Below are 23435 nucleotides of genomic sequence, written 5' to 3'. Positions count from 1 at the left end.
TCCTGTCCGTCAGGACCCGGTGAACGGCGTCGATGGAGGGCTGAGCGATGGTCACCGGGCTGGTGCTGGACGACGCGGGTTTCGAGATCCTGGCCGAGGGCCGGCGGATCGGCCCGCGCCGGAGGCTCACGGACGACGACGAGGCGCGGCTGCGCGCTTTCGCCGACCGCTACGTGCAGGCGGTCCACGCGCACGCCGGCGACGCGACCTTCGTCGCGCTGGGCCGCGAGCTCTACGCGTGGCTGGACGGCGATCAGGCCCAGCTCAGCGACCTGCTCACCCAGGTGCGTGCGCCGGCCACCTTCGAGGTACGCGCTCCGAAGGACCCGCCCGACCGGGTCTGGGCCGTGTTGCGGGCGCCGTTCGAGGTGCTGGCCCGGCCACAGGGCGGCTTCCTGGCCGAGGACGCGCTGCTCCGTTTCGAGGTGGTGCGCCGCCTGGGCCGCGCCGAGACCCCGCCGGCCCTGGACGATCACCGCCTGGGCCTGATGTTCATGGCGTCGTCCCCGCGCGGTCAGTTCGAGCTGGATTTCGAGGCCGAGGAGACGGCCATCCTGGACGCGGTCGGCGACACCCGTGTCGACCTGGTCGTCGAGGACACCGGCGATCCGGAGCAGCTGGGTCACCGGCTGGCCGACCTGGGCGGCATGCCGGTGGTCCACCTCTCCTGCCACGGCGTCAACAACTGGCGTGCGGGTGCGGACGCCCCCGGCGTACCGGTGCTGATGATGGAGGACGAGGTCGGCGACGGCCGTCCCACCTCGGCGCCGGACCTGGTCCGTCTCTTCTCCGCACTGCCCCGCCTGGTCTTCGTCTCCGCCTGCCTCACCGCGACCGGCGCCGATGCCCGCGGCCACCTGCCCGCCGGGGAGGGCCGCCGCGACCTGGTCCTCGAGCCGGAGGACGCGACCGGGGTGATCGCCCATTCGATGTCCACCGGTCTGATCACCGCCGGCATCCCCGCGGTGATCGGCTGGGACGGCTCGGTCACCGACGTGGCCGCCACCCTGTTCGCCGAGGAGCTCTACCGCCGCCTGGGCGCCCGCGCCGATCTGGCGGTCGCCGTCGGCGACGCGCGCCGCGCGCTTCTCGCCCAAACCCAGGCAGAGGTACGGGCGGACTGGCACCTGGCCCGCATCTGGCTCGGCCCCACGGGCGGTGGCCCGGTCGTCGCAGGGAAGCGCAAACGCACCCTGGTGTCGGCCGTCCACGGCACGAAGACGTTCCTGGACAAGAAGAACCAGCACGTCCCGGTGGCCGCCCCCGGCATGTTCGTGGGCCGCCGCCGTGAGTTGCGGCGTTCCCTGCTGACCCTGCGCAACGCCGACCGCGCCGGCGTCCTGCTGCACGGTCAGGGCCGCCTCGGCAAGTCCAGCCTGGCCGCCCGGATCGCCGACCGCCTCAACGACCGCGCCGTGGCCGTCGTCTTCGGCGACTACACGGCCCTGGGCGTCCTCGACGCGATCGCCGCCGCCGTCACCACCAACCGCGACGCCCGCGAGTTGATCGAACGCCGGCTCCCCGAGGTCCGCGACCGTCCCGAAACCCTGGAAGCGCTGCTGATCGACCTGGTCAGCGGCCCGTGCGCCCAGTCCGGCACGGGCCAGCGCCCACTGCTGCTCATCGTCGACGACCTGGAGCAGATCCTGGAGCCGAACTCGGCCGGGGACCACCGGGTGTCCGCGGCCCACGCCCCGGTCATCGCCGCGATCCTGCGTGCCTTCGCTCCGGACGAGACCGACAGCCGTCTGCTCTTCACGAGCCGCTTCCGCTTCGCTGTGAACGGCCTGGAGACCCGCCTCGAACCGATCCAGTTGGAGCCCCTGTCGGAGGCTTCCCAGCGCAAACTCTCCACCCGCCAGAAGGCCCTGACCACGGACGATCTCCGCACCTCCCGCAAGGACCTGGCCCGCCGCGCGGTGACGGTGAGCCACGGCAACCCAGGCCTCCAGGACCTGATCGCCCTCCGCCTCGTCTACAGCGACCAGGTCGACGAGTCCCGCGCCGAGAACGTCGTGGCCGGCATGGAGTCCTACCTCTCCCGGGGCGATCTGCCCTCCGACACGGTGGTTCGCGGATTCCTGGAGAACCTCGCGCTGGACGCTCTGATCGACCTGGCCGGTTCCGACAACATCGCCCTGGTTCGGGCTCTCACTCTGTTCGACCTTCCGATCCCGGATCCGGTCTTGGAGGTCTTGGCGTCCCGGACCGGTGGAGCCTCGGACCGGCTTCGCGCGCTGGGATTGGTCGACGTCTTCGCCGACATCTATCGACCCGATCAGCCCGCCAGCGCCGCCAACAGCTTGACCGCCGGCCGGCTCGCCCCGCTCACCGAGAAGGAACGAGCGGAAACGGCGACCGTGGCGGCATCGCCGCTGCACACCGCCTGGGGCGGCGTCGCCGGAGGCCGCTATCGGGATCCGGTGGTGGCGTTGCAGTTGACCCGGCTCGGCCTGCTCGCTGACGATCCGGTGATCGTTGCGGCCAATGCGTCCCACGGCGTGGTGGAGCTTCGAACCGGCCGGGCATCGGATGCCCTCGACCTGGGACAGGAAGCCGTTGCGCTGCTGGACCGGTGTGCGATGCCGGTCCCCGTCTCGCTGCTGCGGCATGTGGCCGACGCGGCGCTGGCCGGCGGCCATGGCGACATCGGCGACGCATTGCTCGAGCGGGCGGCGGCGAATGGAGTCGGCGCCGAGGAGGCCTCGTCCGATGAGGGCCGTCTCGAGGATGCCCGGGTTCTCGTCGAACAGGCTCGCCGCTTGTTGGCCCGTGGTGAGCTGGACCGTGCGGAACGTTCAGCGCAACAGGCCTCCCAACTCTTCACCACCGCGGGCTCCGAGCATGAGGCCGCCATCAGCCAGGGTGTCATCGCCGATTCCCGGTACCGGCGAGGGGAGTACAACGAGGCGTTGCGGAGTCGGCGGGAGGTTCAGTTGCCGGTGCTCGAGGGACTCGGCGAGACCCGGGAGATCGCGTTGGTGTGGAGCGGAATCGCGGACGTGCTGTCCGAACTCGGTGATCACACGGAAGCTCTGCGGATCCGCCGGGAGGTTGAACTGCCGGTCTACCAGCGGATCGGTGACCTGAACTCGACTGCCGTGACATGGGAGGAGATCGCTCAGATTCTCGAGCAACAAGGTGAGTGGGAGGAGGCATTGCGGATTCGGCGTGAGATCCGCATGCCGATTCTCGACCGGCTCGGGGATGTTCGTGCCGCGGCGGATACCCTGTCCAGAATCGCGGACACCCTGTATGAGCATGGCGAGCTGGACGAGGCCATGCGGATCCGGCAGGACGTCGAGTTGCCCATGCGGGAAAGCATCGATGATCCGCTGGGGATCGCCGTCATCGATATGGCGGTGGCGCGGATGGCCCTGCAACGGGGGGCCCTCGGTCCGCCCAGGACCGCATGACGAAAGCGTTCCTGACTTTCGACCGTTCTGGGCATTCGGGCGGTGTCGCCTACATCGGGACCTTGCTGGCGCGGATGGTTGCCCGCGACGACCCGGAGAACGCACGGGTGCTGCTGCGAAATAGCCTTGCCGCCGCGATCGAGATCGGTGCCGTGGAGCTGGAAGGGGAGATCAGGGGCCTCCTGACGGAGATCGCCTCCTGATGGAAGGGCAGGTCGTTTCAAAGGGGGGTTTGTCGGGCATTGGTCGGGGGAGGGCAACCGATCAAGGAGGCTGACGATGAGCATCGCCGACAAGGCCAAGAACAAGGCCGAGGAACTGGCCGGCAAGGCGAAGCAGGGCATCGGCGAGGCGACCGACAACGAGCGCCTCTACGCCGAGGGCGAGGCCCAGGAGACGGCCGCGAAGGCCAAGCAGGCCGGCGAGCACGTCAAGGACGCCGGCCGCGACGTCCGGGACGCCCTCAGCTAGGGCGTACCGAGGAGGAAAAGGGAGGCACCGAGGTGCCTCCCTTTCTCATGCCTGCTGCTGCTTGCGCCACCAGTCCTGGCCCGATTCGGGCAGCGTGTCGATCGGGTCGTAGTAGGCGTACAGCTTGGAGAGGGCCTCGCTGTCGTCGGCCTCGATCGAGGTGCGGTAGTTCTTCGTCCAGTAGGAGATGCCGTGCTCCCGGTCGTAGTCGGCGATCATGTGCACCCAGCGCTTGCCCACGAACGGCACGTCGCAGACGATCCGCGGGGTCGCGTACCCCGGCAGGTAGCCCATCAGGTCGTGCTGGAGCTGCTGGGCGTGCCACACCGGCACCCGCCAGTGCTCCGCGTTGGGGATCATGTCGCACATGTAGAAGTAGTACGGCAGGATTCCGGCCTCGCCCTGGAGCGCGAAGCAGAGGTCGAGCAGGTCGCCCACGGTGGCATTGACACCCCGCATCAGCACACCCTGGTTGCGCACGTCACGCACGCCGACTTCGAGCAGCGTACGCACGGCGCGCGCGACCAGCGGCGTCAGCGAGTTCACGTGGTTGACGTGGGTGTGCACGGCCAGGTTGACGCCGCGCCGCTCGGCCGTCACGGCGACCCGGTGCATGCCCTCGACGACGTCGTCCTGGAGCCAGTGCTGCGGCAGCCCCATGAGCGCCTTGGTGGCCAGCCGGATGTCGCGCACGGTCGGCACCGACAGCAGCCCCATGAGGTACGCCTCGAGCTGCTTCCACGGCACGTTGGCCACGTCGCCGCCGGACACCACCACGTCGCGGACCCCGGGGTGGGCCTTGAGGTAGTCGAGGTGCAGCGTGTACCGGTCGACGGGCTTGAGCGTCAGCTTCAGCTTGTCGACGGTGGGGGTGCTGTTGCCGACCAGGTCCATCCGTGTGCAGTGCCCGCAGTACTGCGGGCAGGTGGACAGCAGCTCGGCCAGCACCTTGGTCGGATAGCGGTGGGTGAGCCCCTCGGCGACCCACATGTCGTGCTCGTGCAGGGAGTCACGGGTGGCGTGCGGGTGTGACGGCCAGTCGAGGTGCCGGTCGGTGGCGACGGGCAGCATGTACCGCCGGACCGGGTCGGCGTAGAACGACGCGGTGTCCGGCGCCCGGTCCGGGACCATGGTGTTGAGCATCTGCGGCGGCAGCAGCATCGACATGGTCGCCAGGCGCTGGTGGTCGTCCTCCAGGTCGGCGTAGAACGACTCGTCGACGAGATCGCCGAGCACGGCCCGCAGTTGCTTGATGTTCTTGACGCAGTTGACCCGCTGCCACTGGGCGGAATGCCACTGGGCGGCGGTCACGTCGCGCCAGCCGGGGAACCGCGTCCAGTCCGGCTCGACCAGCTCACGCCGCTGGTACTCGTACGGCTGTCCCGCCACGGTCTCTGCCACCGGATCCCTCCCGATATTTGGACTGCTGATCAACGTACTGGAGAATCTCCGGTCTAGAAAGCGGGTACGCGAAGGATTTACGGTAGCGCCGCGATATGACAGTGTTTTTGACGTGAGAGAGGCATGGGGAGCATGAGCATCGGGTTGCGGCGGGTCATCGAGCCGGCCGGCGTGCTGCCGCAGGCCGCGTGGAAGCTGGACGCGGACCCGCGGATCGCGCCGGACGAGGTGCGCATCCGGGTCCAGCGGCTCAACCTGGACGCCGCCAGCTACCGGCAGCTCGCGCAGAAGCACGCGGGCGACGGCGCCGCCATCCGCGCCGAGGTGCTGGAGATCGTCGGGACGCGGGGCAAGATGCACAACCCGGTGACCGGGTCGGGCGGCATGCTGATCGGCGTGGTCGACGAGGTCGGCCCGGAGTCGCCGCTGGCGGTCGAGCCGGGTGACCGGGTCGCCACGCTGGTGTCGCTGACCCTGACCCCGCTGCGGATCACCGACGGGCTGGCCGGGTGGGACGGGCTGAGCGAGCAGGTGCCGGCCGAGGGCACGGCGATCCTGTTCGGCCGTTCCGTGGTCGGGGTGCTGCCCGGCGACCTGGCGCCGGAGCTGGCGCTCGCCGTCTACGACGTGTGCGGCGCCCCGGCGCTGACCGACCGGGTGGTCCGTGCGAACCGGGCGGCCACCGTGGCGGTGCTCGGCGGCGCCGGCAAGAGCGGGTCCCTCACCCTTGCCGCCGCCAGGCGCGCGGGTGCCCGTACCAAAGCCGTGGTTCTGAACGAGGCAGAGCGGGACGCGCTGCTCGAAGCCGGACTCGCCGACGAGATCGCGATCGCCGACGCCCGGGACCCGGTCGCGGTGAGCGAGGCGGTCGGGGAACCCGCCGACGTCACCGTGGTCTGCGTGGACGTGCCCGGCTGTGAGCACGGCGCGATCCTGGCCACCGCGGCCGGCGGGACCGTGATCTTCTTCTCCATGGCGACCAGCTTCCCGGCCGCCGCGCTGGGCGCCGAGGGCCTGGCCGCGGACGTGACGATGCTGGTCGGGAACGGTTTCGTGCCGGGCCACGCCGATTTCGCGGTGGACCTGCTGCGCCAGGTTCCCGCGGTGCGCGCCCTCTTCGAGGCACGGATCGCGGCAGACTGACGCGCATGACTGACACACCCTCGGTTCGCTACGTCAACGGCCGCTTCTACTCGGCCGCGGAACCCCGCGCCACCGCCATGGTCACCCGGGGCGGCACGATCGCCTGGCTGGGCGACTCGGGTGACGTGCCGGCCGCCGACGTCACCGTCGACCTGGACGGCGCGCTGGTCACTCCGGCGTTCGTGGACGCGCATGTGCACGCCACCGACACCGGCCTGGCCTTCGAGGGCCTGGACCTGTCGGCGGTGCGGTCGCCGGGCGAGCTGCTGGAGAGGGTGGCGGCGTTCGCGGCGACCCGCCCGGCCGGTGGGGTGGTGCACGGGCACGGCTGGGACGAGTCGACCTGGAGCGACCAGACGCCGCCGACCGCGGAGCAGCTGGAACGCGCCGCCGACGGCCGCAAGGTGTACCTGTCGCAGGCGTCGGTGCATTCGGCGCTCGCCTCGTCGTCGCTGCTGCCGGTCGCGGCCGGGGTGCACGGCTACCACGAGTCCGGCTGGGTGCGGGAGGCCGCGCACCACGCGGTGCGTGCCGTGGCGCTCGGCTCGCTGACACCGGAGCAGCGGGCCGCGGCGCAGCGCACAGCTCTGGGCCGCGCCGCGTCGATGGGCATCGCGGCGGTGCACGAGTGCGGCGGCCCGGGGACCTCCAGCGAGGCGGACTTCGCGTCGGTGCTCGCGCTCTCCGGGCAGGGCCTGCCGCAGGTGTTCGGCTACTGGGGCGAGCTGGGCGGCGCCGAGCGGGCGCGGGAGCTGGGCGCGCACGGCGCGGCCGGCGACCTGTACGCGGACGGCGCGCTCGGTTCCCGGACGGCGTCGGTGCGGTCGCCGTACCGCGACGGCGACCACGGCTGCGGCGAGGCGTTCCTGACCGCCGAGCAGGCCGCCGAGCATCTGCTGGACTGCATCCGGATCGGTTTCCAGGGCGGTTTCCACGCGATCGGCGACGCCGCCATCGAGACGGTCCTGGAGGGTTTCGCGATCGCCGCGAAGAGCGTCGGCGTCGACAAGGTGCGCGAGGGCCACCACCGGGTGGAGCACGTCGAGCTGATCGACAAGGCGATGATCGCCCGGATGGTGGAGTTCGGCGTGATCGCGTCGGTCCAGCCGGTCTTCGACGCGCTGTGGGGCGGCCCGGACCGGATGTACGCGCAGCGCCTCGGCGCCGACCGGGCGCTGGCCAGCAACCCGATCGGGGCGATGCACGCGACCGGGGTGGCGCTGGCGTTCGGCTCGGACTCGCCGGTGACGGCGCTCGACCCGTGGGCCGTGGTGCTGGCCGCCGCGGCCCCGCGGAACCCGAGGTTCCGGATGAGCGTCCGGTCGGCGTTCGCGGCGAGCAGCGCGGGCGGCTGGCGGGCCGCCGCCGTGCAGAACGCGGGCGTGCTCAAGCCGGGCGCGACGGCGACGTTCGCGGCCTGGGAGACCCCGGCCGGGCTGGCCGACGGCCTCCCGGCCCTGCTGCCGGACATCGACGGCGCCGAACCGGCCCGTCCGGTCTGCCGTCGCACGGTGCTGCACGGCGACACGATTTTCGAGAGGTAACAGGAGGCGTTTCGTTGGCCGGGAAGCTGGATCTGGATGCGACCGTGGTCGCGCGGGCAAGGGCGCTCGCCGCGCGGGCGGGGCAGCCGGTGGTCGACCTGGCGCGGTCGCACACGACCGTGTCGGTGGAGCGTGCGGTGCTGCGGCTGGCCGGGGTGACCGGCGCCGACCCGGACGGCATCCCGTGGGTGAACCGGCTGGTCGACGCGGTGCGTGCGGACGTCGGGCTCGGTCACGGGGTGGCCGTGCCGGTGTTCCACGCGATGGAGACGGCCGGCGTGGAGGACGTGACGGTCCTGGCGCAGAAGGCCGCGGCGGGGTCGGTGCGGTTCACCATGCCGGCCTCTCCCGGCAGGGCGCGGCAGCGGGCCAGGCGCGCCACCGCGGCCGGCCTCAAGACGATCGACCGGCGCCGGGCCGAGCGGGACCGGCTGATCAAGCGGCACGGGGACCCGAAGCAGCGCCCGTGGATCTACCTGATCGTGGCCACCGGCGACATCTACGAGGACATCCCGCAGGCCCAGGCGGCGGCGCGGGCCGGCGCCGACGTGATCGCGGTGATCCGGTCCACCGGCCAGTCGCTGCTGGACTACGTGCCGGAGGGCGCCACCCGGGAGGGGTTCGCCGGCACCTACGCCACGCAGGAGAACTTCCGGCTGATGCGGGCCGCCCTGGACGAGACGTCGAAGGAGGTCGGCCGGTACGTGCGGCTGACCAACTACGCCTCCGGCCTGTGCATGCCGGAGATCGCCACGCTGGCCGGGCTGGAGCGCCTGGACATGATGCTCAACGACTCGATGTACGGCATCCTGTTCCGCGACATCAACCCGATCCGAACCTTCGTCGACCAGCGGTTCTCCCGGCAGATCCACGCCCGTGCCGGGATCATCATCAACACCGGCGAGGACAACTACCTGACTACCGCCGACGCCGTCGAGGCCGCGCACACGGTGACGGTGTCGCAGCTGATGAACGAGTACTTCGCCCACGAGGCCGGGCTGGCGGACTGGCAACTCGGCCTGGGGCACGCCTTCGAGATAAATCCGGATCTGCCGGAATCATTCCGTCTGGAGCTGGCGCACGCGCTGCTCGCCCGTGAGCTGTTCCCCGACGCGCCGCTGAAGTGGATGCCGCCGACCAAGCACATGACCGGGGACGTGTTCCGCGGCAACCTGCTCGACGGCTTCTTCAACCTGGCCGGGGCGCTCACCGGACAGGGCATCCTGCTGGTCGGCATGATGACCGAGGCGGTCGTCACGCCCTGGCTGTCCGACCGCGACATCGCCCTGCAGAACGTCCGGTACGTCCTCAACGGCGCCGGGAACCTGCACGAGGACTTCACCCCCGGGCCGTTCATCCGCGGCCGCGCGAACCAGGTCCTCTCCGAGGCGATCGACCTGCTGGAGCGCATCGTCGACGACGGCATGCTCAACGCCATCGCGGACGGCACGTTCGGGATCATGAAACGGCCCGCGGACCGGGGCAAGGGCCTGGACGGCGTCGAGAAGCAGGACGAGGACTACTACAACCCGGTCGCGGAGGCGCTGTGATCATCCGGCCCTATGGGGACACCACCGGCGACGGCATGGTGCAGATCTCCTTCACCCTGCCGATCCCGCACGACAAACGCGCCGAGGGCGCCGCCCTCCAGCTCGCCGGCAAGATGGGCATGGACCCGGCCATGCTGGTGCACGCCAAGCAGATGGGCGACGGCTACACCTTCTTCGTCGTGTACGGCAAGGTGAACCACCTCGTCGACACCGAGAAGGTCCAGGTGGTCGAGCGCGACTTCCCGCTGCTGAGCGCCAAGGAGGTCAACGCCGCGATCAAACGGCGGCTGCGGCGGCGGCTCAACGTGGTCGGCGCCTGCATCGGCACCGACGCGCACACCGTCGGCATCGACGCCATCCTCAACCTCAAGGGCATCGCCGGCGAGAAGGGCCTGGAGTACTACTCCGAGCTGTCGGTCACCAACATGGGCGCCCAGGTGTCGGTGCCCGACCTGGTGGAGACGGCCCGGGAGAAGAAGGCCGACGCCGTGCTCGTCTCCCAGGTCGTCACCCAGCGCGACGCGCACCTCCAGAACACCCGGGCCATGTCGGCCGCGTTCCGGGAGGCGCTGCCGGCCGGCAGACGGCCCCTGCTGATCGTGGGCGGGCCCCGGTTCGACGAGCTGATGACGGGCGAGCTGGGCGTCGACCGGATCTTCAGCCGCGGCACCACGCCCCGCGAGGTCGCCTCCTATCTCGTTCACGCCCTCGCCGGGAGCTCGAAATGATCACCGTGACGCACCGCCGCTACGTGCCCTACGCCCACGCCCACTACGCCGGGAACCTGGTCGACGGCGCCTACTCGCTCGGCCTGTTCGGCGATGTGGCCACCGAGATCTGCATCCGGCTGGACGGCGACGAGGGGCTCTTCGCCTCCTACGACGACGTGCAGTTCAAGGCCCCGGTGCGGGCCGGCGACATGCTGGAGATCACCGGGACCGTGGTGAAGATGGGCACCCGCTCCCGGAAGATCGACTTCGAGGTGCGGGTGGTCTGCCGCGGCACCGAGGGCTCCGCCGCCGCGGTGCTCGGCGAGCCGATCGTCGCCACCACGGCGACCGGCACCGTCGTCGTGCCACCGAAGTGACGACCGCGGTCTGCGTGGACGTCGGATCCACGTACACCAAAGCCGCCAAGATCGATCTGGACGGCGCGCGACTGATCCGCCGCGCCGAGGTGCCGACCACCTCCGCGACCGACGTCCTGCACGGGCTGGACGCCGCTGTCGCCGCCGTGGGCGGCGGCGACGAGCTGCGCGTCTGCTCCTCCGCGGGCGGCGGGCTGCGGCTCGCCGTGATCGGGTACGAGGCGCTGGTCACCGCCGAGGCCGGGCACCGGGTCGGCCTGTCCGCGGGTGCGCAGGTGGTGCACGTGGCGGCCGGGCCGATGAGCGGGCCCGGTCTCACCCGGCTGCGCGCCGCCCGCCCGGACGTGCTGCTGCTGGTGGGCGGCACCGACGGCGGCGACGGCGAGGTGCTGCTGCACAACGCCCGCCGCCTGGCCGCGGCCCGGATCCGGCTCCCGGTGGTCCTGGCCGGCAACGCGGACGTACGCGACGAGGCGCTCGCCGTCCTGACCGCCCGCGGTGTGCCGGTGACCCCGGCCGCCAACGTGCTGCCGCGCATCGGCGTCCTGGACCCGCTGCCGGCCCGCGCCGCGATCCGGGACGTCTTCCTGCGTCACGTGATCGGTGGCAAACGTCTCTCCCGGGGCCGCCGGTTCGCCTCGCTGGTGCGTGCCGCCACCCCGGACGCGGTGCTCGCCGGGGTCGAGGCGCTGGCCGACCGGACCGGGTTCGGCATCCTGGTCGTCGACGTGGGCGGCGCCACCACCGACGTCTACTCGGCGCTCGTTCCCGATCCGGAGAGCGAGACCGGGCCCCGGCGGGACGTGGCCGGCACCCTGTGGCGGGCCCGCACCGTCGAGGGCGATCTGGGCGTGGCCGCCGGTGCGGACGGCACCCGGGCCGCGGCCGTGGCGGAGAAGCTGCCGGAACCGGGCGACGACCGGGATCTGGCGGCGACGGCCGCGGTGGTCGCCCTGCGCCGGCACGCGCGCGGCCGTCCGGGGCTGTGTGACGTACGTCTCCTGCTCGGCTCCGGAGGTGTGCTGCGCCACGGTGGGGGAGAGCGGGTCCTCGGAGCCGTGCTGTCCGATGTGGCCGGTGGCTGGGCGCCCCCGGACCGGGCCCGCACCGTGATCGACGAGCAGTACGTTCTGGCCGCGGCCGGTCTCCTGTCGGCCGACCATCCCGCGGTCGCCGGTGAACTCCTGAGTAACTCGATCAGGTACGAGATGTGACACGCCGGTGAATACGACACGCCGTCACGCGGGTGCCCCGGTTGACAGGGCAGCGGGTGGACGACGTACCGTCTTCTGGTCCTGTTCCACGGCGAGCGGTCATGATCCGCTCCGCTCCTCCACCCACTGGCCGCAGTCCTCGCAGGGGTCGTGCGCAGAGCCAGGTCCAGGGGGCGGGGGCGCGCGGAGCGGTGCGGACCGGGCCGCGTTCAGGTGGCCCTTCCGGGGATCGGTCCATGGCCAGTAGACAACGGCACGACGCGGGCATCCGGCACGCGGCGGGTCGGTCCGAAGGTCACGGCGAGATCCCGCGGATTTCACCGGCCGTGGAGAGGACAGGAGCACCCGAGGGGCGTGGTCGAACCGTGACCGCGCCCCTCCGTCGTCGCAGGTCGCGGGCGGGTAGCCTGCCACGGGTGGAAATGACTCTCCCCCCGCGGGCGCTCGCCGATCCGGGCGCCGGCCCGGAGCCGACGGCGCGCCCGCTGCGCCTGCCGGTGGCCGCGGCCCTCGCGGTCGCCGCCGGCGCGGCCCTGCTGCTGGCCCTTCCCCCGTACGACCTGTGGTGGCTCTCACCGGTCGGGGTGGCGCTGCTGGCCGCGGCCGTGCACCGGCGCCGTCTGCGGGCCGGGTTCGGCCTCGGCGTGCTGGCCGGGGTGGTGCTGTTCTTCCCCATGCTGGAGTGGACGCGGATCGCCGCCGGCTGGCTGCCCTGGACGCTGCTGGCCGGCCTCCAGGCGCTGTATGCCGGCCTCGCCGGCCTGGCCGGATCCTGGCTGTCCCCGCTGGTGGACCGCTGGCGGGCGCTGTGGCCGCTGCTGGCCGGGCTGATCTGGACCACGAGCGAGTTCCTGCGCGACCGCACCCCGTTCGGCGGCTTCCCCTGGGGGCGGATCGCGTTCAGCCAGGGTGACGCGCCGACCCTGCGGCTGGCGGCCTACGGTGGCGCCCCCCTGGTCACCTTCGCCGTGGCGGCCGCCGGCGGCGCGCTCGTGGCGCTGGCCTGGCGCCGGTGGAGCCCCCGCACCCTGCTGCCGGCCGCCGGGTTCGCCGCCGTGACCGCCCTGCTGCTGGCCGCGCCGGCCGCCCTTCCGCTGACCGTGCCGGGCGGCGACGCCACCACGGTCGCGATCGTGCAGGGTAACGTGCCCCGGCTCGGCCTCGACTTCAACGCCCAGCGGCGGGCCGTGCTCGACAACCACGTCAACGCCACCCGGGCGCTGGCCGCCGAGGTCGCCGCCGGCCGGCAGAAGCAGCCCGGCCTGGTGGTGTGGCCGGAGAACTCCAGCGACATCGACCCGCTCCAGAACGCGGACGCGGCCGCCCTCATCCAGTCCGCCGCCGACGCGATCAGGGCACCCATCCTGGTCGGCACCCTCCAGCGCACCGAGGTGCCCGGCGACATCTACAACGTGGGCATCCTGTGGCGCCCCGGCACCGGCCCCGACCACGCCCAGCAGTATGAGAAGCGCCACCCGGTGCCGTTCGCCGAGTACATGCCGCTGCGCTCGGTCGCCCGGCTGGTCAGCGGCAAGGCCGACCTGGTCCGTAACATGCTCGGCGGCGACGAGCCCGGGGTCGTCGACACCGGCGCCGCGGTCCTCGGTGACGTCATCTGCTTCGAGGTCGCCTACGACGGGATCGTCCGGGACGTGGTGACCGGCGGCGCCCAGATCCTGGCGGTGCAGACCAACAACGCCACCTTCAACGAGGCAGAGGCCCGTCAGCAGCTGGCCATGGTGCGTCTACGGGCCGTCGAGCACGGCCGGGAGGCCCTGATGGTGTCCACCGTAGGAGTGTCCGGATTCGTTGACGCGACGGGCGATGTGCACGATTCGACCGGTTTCAACACGGCGGCGGTGGTGGTGCGTGACATGAATCTGGACGGACCGCGTACGCTGGCGACTCGTTCGGGCGCTCGGCCGGAGGCGGTCATCGTCTTTGGTACGGTCGTCGCCCTCGTCGGTGTGCTGCCGTTGCGCCGCCGACGGGGGACTATCAACAGTGACGGCGTACAGGTTTCGGAGGAACGGTGAGCGAGGCGGAAGGTTACCCGGGAGTGGGACGGGTCCTCGTGATCATCCCCACCTACAACGAGGCGGACAACGTCCGGGTGATCACCGATCGGGTCCGTAAAGCGGTCCCGGTCGTCGACATCCTGATCGCGGACGACAACTCGCCGGACGGGACCGGCGCCATCGCCGACGAGCTGGCCGAGGCCGACGATCACATCTTCGTCCTGCACCGGGCCGGCAAGGAGGGCCTGGGCGCGGCCTACAAGGCCGGTTTCCAGTGGGCGAAGGACAAGGGGTACGACGCGGTCGTCGAGCTGGACGCGGACGGCTCGCACGCCCCGGAGGAGCTGCCCGGTCTCCTCGACGCGCTGGGCGACCACGACGCGGTCCTCGGCACCCGCTACATCCCGGGCGGCAGCGTGCACAACTGGCCGCTGCGGCGCCTGCTGCTGTCGCGGGGCGGCAACATCTACATCCGGATGGCGCTGGGCATGCCGTTCAAGGACGCGACCGGCGGCTACCGGGCGTACCGTCTGTCGGTCCTCGACAAGATCGAGGTGGGCACCATCGCCTCCACCGGTTACTCGTTCCAGGTGGAGATGGCCTGGCGGGCGTACCGGCAGGGGTTCCGGATGATCGAGGTGCCGATCACGTTCACCGAGCGCGAACACGGCGTCAGCAAGATGAGCGGCAACATCTTCAAGGAACAGCTGCTGAGGGTCACCCTGTGGGGCGCTCAGGCCCGCAAGGAAGACCTGCTCAACCTGCTCAACCGCAAGCAACGGCAGAGCACCACCTGGCCGTGAGGTGTCATGCTGGACGGGGCCGGTCGTGAGACGGGCTCGCGACACCCATCGGTGAGTGGAGTTCGACATGCGGCGTAGCAGGCTTGCCTACCTACCGATCGCGTTCCCGTTGCTGGCGGTGGCGGAGATCGTGGTCTTCCTGGCGGTGGCGGACGCCATCGGCGCGCTCTGGGCGGTCCTGCTGCTCGCCGCGTCCTGTGTCGCCGGCATCGCACTGCTGCGCCGTGAGGGCGTTCGCGGCTTCCGCGCCTTCCAGGAGGCGGTCCGGGCGGGGCGCCCGCCCGGCAAGGAGGTCAGCAACTCCCTGATCGGCCTCTTCGGGGCGCTGCTGCTGGCCCTGCCCGGGTTCCTCACCGGCATCGCCGGTCTGCTCCTGCTGCTGCCGCCGGGCCGGATCCTGGCCCGCCGCGGGGTGGAGCGGTTCGCCCAGCGCAACCTCGGCGGCGCCGCCACCGGCGACCTGTTCGGGCCGCGCCGGGTCCGGGTGCATCAGAGCGACCCGGTCACCGTCGTGGTCGTCGACGACGACCAGCCGCGCCCGCCGGCCGCCGCCATCGAGGGCGAGATAGTCCGCTAGCCGGTAGGAACACGAGAAGGCCGCCCCCTCCAGACGGAGGGGGCGGCCTTCTCGTTTGCTGACCTCAGCGACCGCGGCGGGTGCGAACCTCCTGCAGCCGCTCGTTGAGGATGTCCTCCAGCTCGGCGATCGAACGCCGCTCGAGCAGCATGTCCCAGTGGGTGCGCGGCGGCTTCGCCTTCTTCTGCTCCGGCTCGTTGCCGTCGACCAGGCGGGCGACGCTGCCGTCGAACTTGCACTCCCAGGTGACCGGCACCTCGGCATCGACGGCGAACGGCACCTCGAACTGGTGACCCTTGACGCACAGGTACTCGCGGGACTGTCGGGGCGCCAGCTCGGTGTTACGGTCGGACTCGTAGCTGACCGCGCCAAGACGGCTGCCGCGCAGCATGCGTTCGCCCATGATCGGCTTTCCCCTCGCTTAGTGGTGCTGCTCTCGTTGGTGTAACGAAAGGAGCGGCCGCCGGATTCCTCCACCGGAATTCCGGCACCGCCAAAGTCCCTATCGGCCGCCTGTATCGGCGGTGTTAACGCTATGAGCGTAACCGGCCACTCACCCCACCCGGCAAACCGAACCCGCCGCCGAGTGGACCTTGGTCCACCTTATGGCGGTTTGAGAGTTCTACGGGTGGTGCGATGTCGGTCACTCGGTCGAATTCACTCGTAAATCACGGAACCGTAGGTCACCCTCCGGCTCGCCCACGGTAGTGATCGGTTCCCGTTCCGCCGCTTACAGGCCGGTGGGACGTGAGAAACTTCACCAGTTTACGGCCAGGGGCTCGAAATGCGGGCGAAACACCCGGCGGGCCGGCTCAACTGTTGCCGGACGGGGCGGGCTGAGCCGGCGGGCCCGGGCGGGCGGCGCCCAGGGCGGCCAGCGCGGACGCCAGATCGCTCACCTGCGAGGTCAACTGGGCCACCCGCTCCTGGGCGGCGTCGGCGTCGGCACGGGCGGACGCGAGGCGGCGTTCCAGATCGGCGCGTTCCCGCGCGGCGCGCTCGGCGGCACGTTCGAGATCATCCCCGGTACGCCGGAGGCCGTCCCGTTCCGCGACCACCGCCGCCAGCTCGTCCCGTTTCGCGGCGGCCTCGGCGTGCGCCTGCCGTGCCCGGGCGGCCGCCTCGTCCCGGTCCCGTTCGGCGGCCGCCGCCGCCTGCCGGACCTGCTCCGCCTCGGCCGTGGCGCGATCCGCCTCCGACCGTGCCGCGGCGAGCCGCTCCTGGGAGCGGTGCTGCTCCTCCTCGGCCCGGTCACGGAACTCCCTGGCGTCCTGGAGTGCTGTCCTCAGGTCCCGTTCCGCGGTGTCACGCTGTGCCCGTACCCCCTGAAGGTCCTGTTTGGCCGTGCCCAGCTCCTCGGCCGCGGCGTCCCGCTCGGCCTCGGCCCGCTCGCGCAGCGCGGCGGCAGCGGTCGCCGCCCGGACCGCCTCGTCGCGGGCTGTGACCGCCTCCTGCTCCCGGATCCCGGCCTCCTCGGCGGCGCGCTGCGCGTCACCGGCCTGCCGCCGGGCCTCGTCCCGTTCGGCGGTGGCCGCCGCCGCGACCTGCTGTGCCGCGATCGCCGCGTCGGCCGCCTGCTCGGCGTCGCGGCGGGCGTCGTCGCGTTCCGCGTGCGCCGCCGCCACCTGCCCGGACGTCTCCGCCCGCACCTCGGCGAGCTGGCGTTCCACCCCGGCCGGGGACATCTCCGAGTGCAGCGACTCGGTCAGCGTGCCGACCAACTGGTCGAGCCGGTCGACGACCTCCCAGGTGCGCGCCACCTGCCCGGCCAGTCCCGGCGACGAACGGTGCCGCATCCGCACGTTGCGCGAGGCCCGCTGGCACTCACCGTCGTTGTCACGGCAGTAGCGGAACGGGCGCCCGGCGGAGGCGCGCTGTGGCACGGGGCGCCCGCAGTGGGCGCAGGGACGGGTCTCGGCTTCGGAATCCTGCACAGTCATAGCGCTCCCCACCCTATGCGGGGCGGCGGCACCACCCCGGCAACCACACCGGCGCAACCGTTCGATCCTGGGCGTGACGGTCTCCCGGCGTGACCGGCCGGTCAAGTGCGGCTAGGTTGCTCACGTGAATCGCACCGCGTTGGTCACCGGCGCCTCGTCCGGTATCGGGAAGGCGACCGCGGCGGCACTCGCCGCCCGCGGTTATCGCGTGCTGGGCACCAGCCGTGACCCGTCCTCGCTCCAGCCGGAACAGAGGGCGCCCGGCGTCGAGTACGTGGCACTCGACCTCGCCGACGACGCCTCGATCGAGGGCCTCGCCGAGACGCTGAGCGGTGTGGACGTGCTGGTCAACAACGCGGGCGAGAGCCAGTCCGGGCCGATCGAGGAACTGCCGGGCGAGGCGCTGCGGCGGATCTTCCAGGTGAACGTGCTCGGTCCGGTCCGGCTCACGCAGCTCGCGCTGCCGGGGATGCGGGAGCGCGGTCACGGCCGGGTGGTGATGGTCGGGTCGATGCTGGCGTCGTTCCCGCTGGCGTACCGGTCGTCCTACGTCGCCTCGAAAGCCGCGATCAAGGGGTTCAGCAACGGGGCACGGCACGAGCTGTCGCCGTTCGGGGTGTGGCTGACCACGGTGGAGCCCGGGTCGATCGCGACCGGCATCAGCGAGCGGCGGACGAAGTACATCGGTGACGGCTCGCCGTACCGGGCCGACTTCGAGCGGATGCTGACCGCGCTGAACCGCAACGAGCGGGCCGGGGTCACCGCCGAGCGGGTCGCCGCCACGATCGTCGCGGCGATCGAGGCGGAGCGGCCGAAGGCACGGTACGCGGTGGGCAGCAACGCGCCGCTCGTCTTCGCGCTGCGGCGGTTGCTGCCCGGTGGTGTCGTCGAGAAGATCGTCCACCGGCGGCACGACCTGCCCCGCTAGACCGCCGCGTGGTCGATCTCGAGCAGCGCCCGCGGGTGTGACACCTCCCCCCGCCACCATCGGTGACCGTCGACCGGCAGAATGTGCGCCGGTGATCAACAAGTCGATGTGGCGGTGCGCGGTGGCGTTCGCGCTGAGTCTCGCCGCGGGGTGTTCGGCGCCGTCCGTGCCCATGCCGCCGCCGTCATCGGCTCCGGTCCCGTCGGCCCCGCCGGCTTCGTGGGTGGGGACCTGGGGGACCGCGGTCCAGCACGGTGGTCGGTCTTTTCAAGATCACACGGTACGGCAGATCGTGCACACCAGCATCGGCGGTGACAGCGCCCGTGTCCGGTTCTCCAACGAGTTCGGCAGCGGGCCGCTGGTCATCGGCTCGGCCTACCTGGCGAACCGGGCCGGCGGCGGCACCGTCACCGGCTCCCGGCCGGTCACGTTCGGTGGCGCGACCTCGGTGACCGTGCCGGCCGGGCAGACCGCGGTCAGCGACGAGGTGGCGTTCCCGGTGCCGGCCGACGGAGACGTGGCGGTCACCGTGCACCTGCCCACCACCGCCGGCGGGACCATGCACGGGATCGCGGTGCAGGACACGTACGTCGCCTCCGGTGACCAGGCGGCGGCCGGCACGCTGTCCGGGGCGAAGACCGAGAGCAGCTGGTACTTCCTGTCCGGGCTGGACGTGCGCAACGCGGACGCGGCCGGCGCGGTGGTCGCGTTCGGGGCCTCCATCACCGACGGGTTCGGCTCCCGCCTCAACGGCAACCAGCGCTGGCCCGACCTGCTCGCCGACCGTCTGCGCGCGGCCGGGCACACGGTCGGGGTGCTCAACGCCGGGATCAGCGGCAACCGGCTCACCGTCGACGACCGCGGCGAGAGTGCGCTCAACCGGTTCGAACGTGACGTCCTCAGCCGGCCGGGCGCCCGCTGGGTGATCATCTTGGATGACGCGATCAACGACCTGGGCGCGGCCGATCCGCCGTCCGCCGCCGAGCTGATCGGCGCCCTCGGGAAGCTGGTCGAGCGGGCGCACGGGGCGGGGCTGCGGGTGATCTGTGCGACGCTCACGCCGTACGAGGGCGCCGGTTACTGGACCGCCCACGGTGAGGCGGCCCGCGGTGAGATCAACGCGTTCCTGCGTGGCCCCGGCAGTGGCTGCGACGCCGTCCTCGACGCGGACCGGGCCACCCACGACCCGTCCGCGCCCACCCGTTTCCGGCCGGCGTACGACTCGGGCGACCACCTGCACCCCGGCGCGGCCGGGCTCCAGGCCATCGCCGACGCTGTCCCGCTGGACGTCTTCACCCGCTGAGAGGAGCGAGCGTGGCCTCGGCCAGCCGGCGCCAGTCGGCTGCCGTGCCGTCCGCCGTCGCCCCGGCGAACCCCTCGCCCAGGCGCTCGTGGACGGCACGCTCGATCCGGGCCGCGTCCGGGTGCGCGCGGTCCGGCAGGCCCCGGACCGCGGTGCTCGCCGCGAGCAGCCGCGCCGCCTGCTCCGGGTCGTCGTGGCGCAGCGCCTGGTCGGCGACGCCGACGAGCACCTGGGCGATCAGCGGCGCGTGGCTGGTCTCTACCGCCGCGCGGTAGGCGGCGGCGCGGTGCGTACCGGCCTCGTGGTGGTCCTCGGTGAGGTAGCCGAGCAGATCCTCGATCTCGGCACGGACGTTCGGCCGCTCGGCATCGTCGCCCAGGATCCCGGTCGCGGCCGTGAGCCGCCGGTACGCCTCCGTCCGGTCGCCGGCCCAGTGGGCCAGGCGCGCCTCGGCGAGTGCCAGCTCGGCCAGCGAACCCGGCCAGGTGACCCGCTCCGCCGAGCGCCGCGCCCCGGCGAGCGCGGTCGCGGCGGCCTCGCGGTCACCGGCCAGCCAGTACAGCTGCGCCTGCCGGGCCCGCATCCGGATCACGTCCTCGACCGCGCCGATCGGGGTGACGACCTCGATCGCCTCCTCGTAGTACCCGCAGGCGGTGGTGAACTCGCCGCGGGTGGCGATCCGGTTCGCCAGCTCGATCAGCGCGAACGAGATGCCGAACCGCTCGCCGAGCGCCCGGAACTCGGTGAGCGCCGTCTCGAGGTGGGCGTCCGCGTCGTGTCCACCGTGGCCGAGCAGCGTCCGCATCTTGCCCAGGTGCAGCCGGGCCAGCGCGCGGGCCCACGGATCCGGGTCGTCGAGCAGCGGTTCGAAGGCGGACAGGACCGCGCCCGGTTCCCGCAGCAGGCGCTCCAGCGGGGCGGTGAAACCGATCAGCGGATGGTGGCGTGGGGCGTGCCGGCTCAGCTCGTACGCCTTGACGATCCACTCGGCCGCCCGGTGCTCGTCGCCGGGGCCGTCGGTCAGGAACATGGTGAAGATCGCGTAGACGGTGGCCCGGATGTCGTCGGGCACCGCACCGGGCGTCCCGGTGGCCGCCAGGATCAGTTCCCCGCCCTCGGTCTTGTTGCCGCTGAGCCACCAGTACCAGCCGGCGGCCGCGGCCAGCCGCATCGCCGCGGGCGCGTCACCGGTCGCCAGCGCCCCGCGCATCGCGGCCCCGATGTTGTCGTGCTCGGCCTGGAGCAGCGCCAGCCAGTGCAGCTGCCCGGCCCGGCGCAGATGCGGCTCGGCGGTCTCGGCCAGGTCGGTGCACCAGTCCAGATGTGCCCGCCGGGCCTGTTCCGACTCGCCGGCCTCGGCCAGCCGGTCACCGGCGTACTCCCTGATGGTGCCGAGCATCCGGTAGCGGGGCGCGCCGTCCCCCTCGGCCACCAGCAGCGACTTCTCGGTGAGCGAGGTGAGCAGCTCCAGGTGGTCGCCGCCGCAGACCCGTTCGGCCGCCTCCAGGCTCGCCCCGCCGGAGAACACCGACAGCCGCCGCAGCATCGTGCGTTCCGCCTCGGACAGCAGCTCCCAGCTCCAGTCGATCACCGCCCGCAGTGTCCGGTGCCGGGGCAGGGCGGTACGGCTGCCGCCGGTCAGCAGCCGGAACCGGTCGTCGAGGCGGTGCGCGAGCTGGTCGAGGGACATGGTCCGCAGCCGGGCCGCCGCGAGCTCGATGGCCAGCGGCATCCCGTCCAGCGCCCGGCACACCCGGACCATCGTGGACAGGGTGGCGGGGTCGCTGCCGAGATCCTTGCGGACGGCGCCGGCCCGGTCGCGCAGCAGCCGTACCGCCGGGGAGCCGGCGGCGTCGCCGTCGTCCGCGGGCAGGGCCAGCGGCTCCACCGGCCACAGTGCCTCGCCGACGATGCCGAGCGGTTCCCGGCTGGTCGCCAGGATCCGCAGTTTCGGGCACTCGCCGAGCACCCGGTGCGCGAACTCCGCCGCCGCCTCGATCACGTGCTCGCAGTTGTCCAGGATGAGCAGCGTCTCCCGGTCCCGGACGGCGGCCATCAGCCGCTCCAGCGGGCCGGCCGGCGTCGCCTCGCCGAGCAGGGTGTCGCGCAGGCCGAGCCCGGCGAGTGCCGCCTGCGCCACGTCACCGTCCGGGCCGATCGCGGTGAGCTCCACGAGCCACGCCCCGTCCGGAAGATCATCGAGCAGGGCACGGGCGGACTCCGCGGCCAGCCGGGTCTTGCCCGAGCCGCCCGGCCCGGTCAGTGTGGTGAGCCGGTGCCCGGCCACCAGCTCCCGGACCGCCGCGACGTCGGCCGACTTGCCGACATAGCTGGTCAGCTCGGCGCGCAGGTTGGTGCGCCGCTGCTCCGGCCGCCGGGCGTCGCCGCGCAGCAGGGCGACGTGCAGGGCGGACAGCTCCGGTGACGGGTCCACCCCCAGGGCGTCGGCCAGCGCCTCCCGGGTGCGCTGGTAGACCAGCAGCGCCTCGCTGCCCCGGCCGGCGGCGGCCAGGGCGCGCATCAGGGCGGCGGCCAGGCGTTCCCGCAGCGGGTGCGCCGCGACCAGGGTGGTCAGTTCGGGGACCAGTTCGGGGTGGCCGGCGCCGGACTCGTACCGGTCCTCCAGCGCGGCCAGGCGCAGCTCCTCCAGCCGGGTGACGGCCGCGCCGAAGGCCGCGCTGTCCGGCAGCGTGACATCGCGCATGGCGGGCCCGCGCCAGAGGCCGAGCGCCTCCCGCAGCAGCCGCTCCCGGTCCGGGTCGTCGCCGGCCCGGGCGTGCGCCGCGGTGACCAGGCGCGCGAACCGGACGGCGTCGACCGCGTCCGGCTCGACGGTCAGCCGGTAGCCCTCGGTGTGCCCCTCGACCGCGCCGTCCGGCAGCACCTTGCGCAGCCGGGAGACCAGACGGTGCAGGGCGTTGGTGGCGTCGGCGGGCGGGTGTCCACCCCAGATCCAGTCGACCAGGGCCGCCTTCGGCACCACCCGGCCGGTCTCCAGCGCCAGGGCGATCAGCAACCCGCGCAGCCGTGCGCCGGGCACGTCGGTGCGGGCGCCGTCGTCGCCGTGCACCTCGAACGATCCAAGCATCCCGATCCGCACCAGCAGATCCTGCCACGTCGATGCCGGGCGCCGACCTCACGGCCAGGTCAGGACCGCCAGGGGCAGAGTGCCGCACGGCGTGAGCCGGACCCCGTCGGGCAGCACCGCCGGAAGCGCGGTGAGCAGCGCCGTCCGGATGTGCGCGTCCCGGATCAGGGAACCCGCCAGGTGGTGGGCCGTGCTGCCGGCGACCACCCGGCCGTGCGTGTTGACCAGCGCGACCGGTGTGCCGACCGCCTCGGTCAAACGAGCTGATCGGCGAGTACTGGTCCGAGCTGGATGGCCTTGAGCTCCACCTGCATCTGCTCGTGCAGTTTCAGGTCGAGCGCGAAGCTGCCGCCGCCACGGCCGCGGCGTGTCTCCTGGACGACGATCAAGGGACGCCTGGCCGCCGCACGACCTCACCACCCGCTGGTGGTCGGCCGCCTGGGCCAACGACGGCGCCCGGCAGGCGCTGCTCACGTCGGTGCAGGCCGGGCTCGGCGCCACCGCGATCGCCCTGGTGCTGGGCACGATGATCGCCTTCGCGGTGCAGCGGTTCCAGTTCTTCGGCCGGGACACGATCTCGCTGCTCGTGGTGCTGCCGATCGCGCTGCCCGGCATCGTCACCGGCATCGCCCTGGACAGCGCCTGGCGGTCGGTGCTGGCCGGTGGATCTTCAACAACCTGTTCCGGCCCAACCAGGCCCCGGTCGTCAACGTGGTGGCCGCGGTTCTGATCGTCGTCTCGGTGATCCCGGTGTGGCCGGCCCAGCGCATCGCCGGACCCCAGGCGGGCGCCGGCCGTACCTGACCCGCATTCGTAAACCCGGGCTTCTCGTGGTCGATCCTCCGTGGCGAGTCGTTCGCCCCGGGGTCTGTTTGGCCGCAACCGGGTGGCACCGGTTCGGGCACTTGGCACGCAACTGCCGCCCTGGAATCTCTTTCCCATGCCCGGCCGA

21 protein-coding genes are annotated in these 23435 nt (G+C 72.3%); 15 read left to right on the top strand and 6 right to left on the bottom strand.

The annotated features are described in order from the left end of the window. The first annotated feature begins 47 nt into the window (after window positions 1–47). The 3 genes from KZ829_RS40200 (at window position 48) to KZ829_RS40190 (ending at window position 3887) form a co-directional block, all read left to right on the top strand. Entirely contained in the window at window positions 48–3416 is a 3369-nt protein-coding gene (locus tag KZ829_RS40200; RefSeq protein WP_220149087.1) for a CHAT domain-containing protein, read from the top strand. Continuing rightward, window positions 3413–3619, top strand: coding sequence for a hypothetical protein (locus KZ829_RS40195; protein ID WP_220149086.1), 207 nt, complete (start codon window positions 3413–3415; stop codon window positions 3617–3619). Before KZ829_RS40200 ends, KZ829_RS40195 begins: the two co-directional genes overlap by 4 nt. Window positions 3620–3695: 76 nt before the next feature. Then, on the top strand, window positions 3696–3887 hold the full coding sequence (locus KZ829_RS40190; RefSeq protein ID WP_220149085.1) for a CsbD family protein: 192 nt from the start codon (window positions 3696–3698) through the stop codon (window positions 3885–3887). Between the two features lie 45 nt (window positions 3888–3932). On the opposite strand, the gene KZ829_RS40185 is transcribed toward KZ829_RS40190, so the two are convergent. Then, window positions 3933–5321 carry a KamA family radical SAM protein gene (locus KZ829_RS40185; protein WP_246637063.1) on the bottom strand — a complete coding sequence of 463 codons (1389 nt, stop codon included), beginning with the start codon at window positions 5319–5321 and terminating at the stop codon, window positions 3933–3935. A 99-nt stretch (window positions 5322–5420) separates the two neighbouring features. On the opposite strand from KZ829_RS40185, the gene kdd reads away from it, so the two are divergent. The 9 genes from kdd to KZ829_RS40140 all read left to right on the top strand — a co-directional run bounded on the left by kdd (window position 5421) and on the right by KZ829_RS40140 (window position 15224). Further along, window positions 5421–6431 carry an L-erythro-3,5-diaminohexanoate dehydrogenase gene (gene kdd, locus KZ829_RS40180; protein ID WP_220149084.1) on the top strand — a complete coding sequence of 337 codons (1011 nt, stop codon included), beginning with the start codon at window positions 5421–5423 and terminating at the stop codon, window positions 6429–6431. Between the two features lie 5 nt (window positions 6432–6436). Further along, window positions 6437–7975, top strand: coding sequence for an amidohydrolase (locus KZ829_RS40175; protein WP_220149083.1), 1539 nt, complete (start codon window positions 6437–6439; stop codon window positions 7973–7975). 14 nt (window positions 7976–7989) lie between these two features. Next, a complete protein-coding gene (gene kamD, locus KZ829_RS40170) occupies window positions 7990–9525 on the top strand; it encodes a lysine 5,6-aminomutase subunit alpha (RefSeq protein ID WP_220149082.1) in 1536 nt (511 codons plus the stop codon). After that, window positions 9522–10253, top strand: coding sequence for a lysine 5,6-aminomutase subunit beta (kamE, locus tag KZ829_RS40165; protein ID WP_188125900.1), 732 nt, complete (start codon window positions 9522–9524; stop codon window positions 10251–10253). The genes kamD and kamE overlap by 4 nt, the downstream gene beginning before the upstream one ends. Beyond that, on the top strand, window positions 10250–10612 hold the full coding sequence (gene kal, locus KZ829_RS40160) for a 3-aminobutyryl-CoA ammonia lyase (RefSeq protein ID WP_183218922.1): 363 nt from the start codon (window positions 10250–10252) through the stop codon (window positions 10610–10612). Before kamE ends, kal begins: the two co-directional genes overlap by 4 nt. Further along, window positions 10609–11826 carry a glutamate mutase L gene (locus tag KZ829_RS40155; protein ID WP_183218921.1) on the top strand — a complete coding sequence of 406 codons (1218 nt, stop codon included), beginning with the start codon at window positions 10609–10611 and terminating at the stop codon, window positions 11824–11826. The genes kal and KZ829_RS40155 overlap by 4 nt, the downstream gene beginning before the upstream one ends. 422 nt (window positions 11827–12248) lie before the next feature. After that, window positions 12249–13862 carry an apolipoprotein N-acyltransferase gene (gene lnt / locus KZ829_RS40150; RefSeq protein WP_220149081.1) on the top strand — a complete coding sequence of 538 codons (1614 nt, stop codon included), beginning with the start codon at window positions 12249–12251 and terminating at the stop codon, window positions 13860–13862. Then, window positions 13859–14647 carry a polyprenol monophosphomannose synthase gene (locus KZ829_RS40145; RefSeq protein WP_220149080.1) on the top strand — a complete coding sequence of 263 codons (789 nt, stop codon included), beginning with the start codon at window positions 13859–13861 and terminating at the stop codon, window positions 14645–14647. Before lnt ends, KZ829_RS40145 begins: the two co-directional genes overlap by 4 nt. A gap of 67 nt (window positions 14648–14714) precedes the next feature. Next, a complete protein-coding gene (locus KZ829_RS40140; protein ID WP_220149079.1) occupies window positions 14715–15224 on the top strand; it encodes an FxsA family protein in 510 nt (169 codons plus the stop codon). A gap of 64 nt (window positions 15225–15288) precedes the next feature. Here the strand turns inward: KZ829_RS40140 and KZ829_RS40135 are convergent, their stop codons facing one another. Both KZ829_RS40135 and KZ829_RS40130 read right to left on the bottom strand, forming a co-directional pair. Then, on the bottom strand, window positions 15289–15627 hold the full coding sequence (locus tag KZ829_RS40135; RefSeq protein WP_220149078.1) for an RNA polymerase-binding protein RbpA: 339 nt from the start codon (window positions 15625–15627) through the stop codon (window positions 15289–15291). Between the two features lie 409 nt (window positions 15628–16036). Then, a complete protein-coding gene (locus KZ829_RS40130; RefSeq protein WP_220149077.1) occupies window positions 16037–17164 on the bottom strand; it encodes a coiled-coil domain-containing protein in 1128 nt (375 codons plus the stop codon). A 124-nt stretch (window positions 17165–17288) separates the two neighbouring features. Between KZ829_RS40130 and KZ829_RS40125 the strand changes: the two genes are divergently transcribed. Both KZ829_RS40125 and KZ829_RS40120 read left to right on the top strand, forming a co-directional pair. Beyond that, window positions 17289–18092, top strand: coding sequence for an SDR family oxidoreductase (locus tag KZ829_RS40125; RefSeq protein WP_220149076.1), 804 nt, complete (start codon window positions 17289–17291; stop codon window positions 18090–18092). A gap of 292 nt (window positions 18093–18384) precedes the next feature. Beyond that, window positions 18385–19395, top strand: a complete 1011-nt coding sequence (locus KZ829_RS40120; protein WP_220149075.1) for an SGNH/GDSL hydrolase family protein — start codon at window positions 18385–18387, stop codon at window positions 19393–19395. Here the strand turns inward: KZ829_RS40120 and KZ829_RS40115 are convergent. The 3 genes from KZ829_RS40115 to KZ829_RS44320 are packed head-to-tail and all read right to left on the bottom strand — an operon-like array spanning window position 19385 to window position 22872. Continuing rightward, on the bottom strand, window positions 19385–22495 hold the full coding sequence (locus tag KZ829_RS40115; RefSeq protein WP_220149074.1) for an ATP-binding protein: 3111 nt from the start codon (window positions 22493–22495) through the stop codon (window positions 19385–19387). The two genes, KZ829_RS40120 and KZ829_RS40115, sit on opposite strands and share 11 nt — an antisense overlap. Window positions 22496–22531: 36 nt before the next feature. Further along, a complete protein-coding gene (locus KZ829_RS40110; RefSeq protein WP_220149073.1) occupies window positions 22532–22741 on the bottom strand; it encodes a hypothetical protein in 210 nt (69 codons plus the stop codon). Next, window positions 22738–22872, bottom strand: a complete 135-nt coding sequence (locus KZ829_RS44320) for a hypothetical protein (RefSeq protein WP_281428359.1) — start codon at window positions 22870–22872, stop codon at window positions 22738–22740. The genes KZ829_RS40110 and KZ829_RS44320 overlap by 4 nt, the downstream gene beginning before the upstream one ends. Here KZ829_RS44320 and KZ829_RS40105 point away from each other — a divergent pair. Beyond that, window positions 22851–23213, top strand: coding sequence for an ABC transporter permease (locus KZ829_RS40105; protein ID WP_220149072.1), 363 nt, complete (start codon window positions 22851–22853; stop codon window positions 23211–23213). The two genes, KZ829_RS44320 and KZ829_RS40105, sit on opposite strands and share 22 nt — an antisense overlap. The last annotated feature ends 222 nt before the right edge of the window (window positions 23214–23435 follow it).

Source organism: Actinoplanes hulinensis, assembly GCF_019429605.1.
In the GTDB taxonomy this organism is placed as follows: domain Bacteria; phylum Actinomycetota; class Actinomycetes; order Mycobacteriales; family Micromonosporaceae; genus Actinoplanes; species Actinoplanes campanulatus.
Note: the sequence above shows the minus strand (reverse complement) of the source record. Positions and strands in the feature narration are given on the sequence as shown.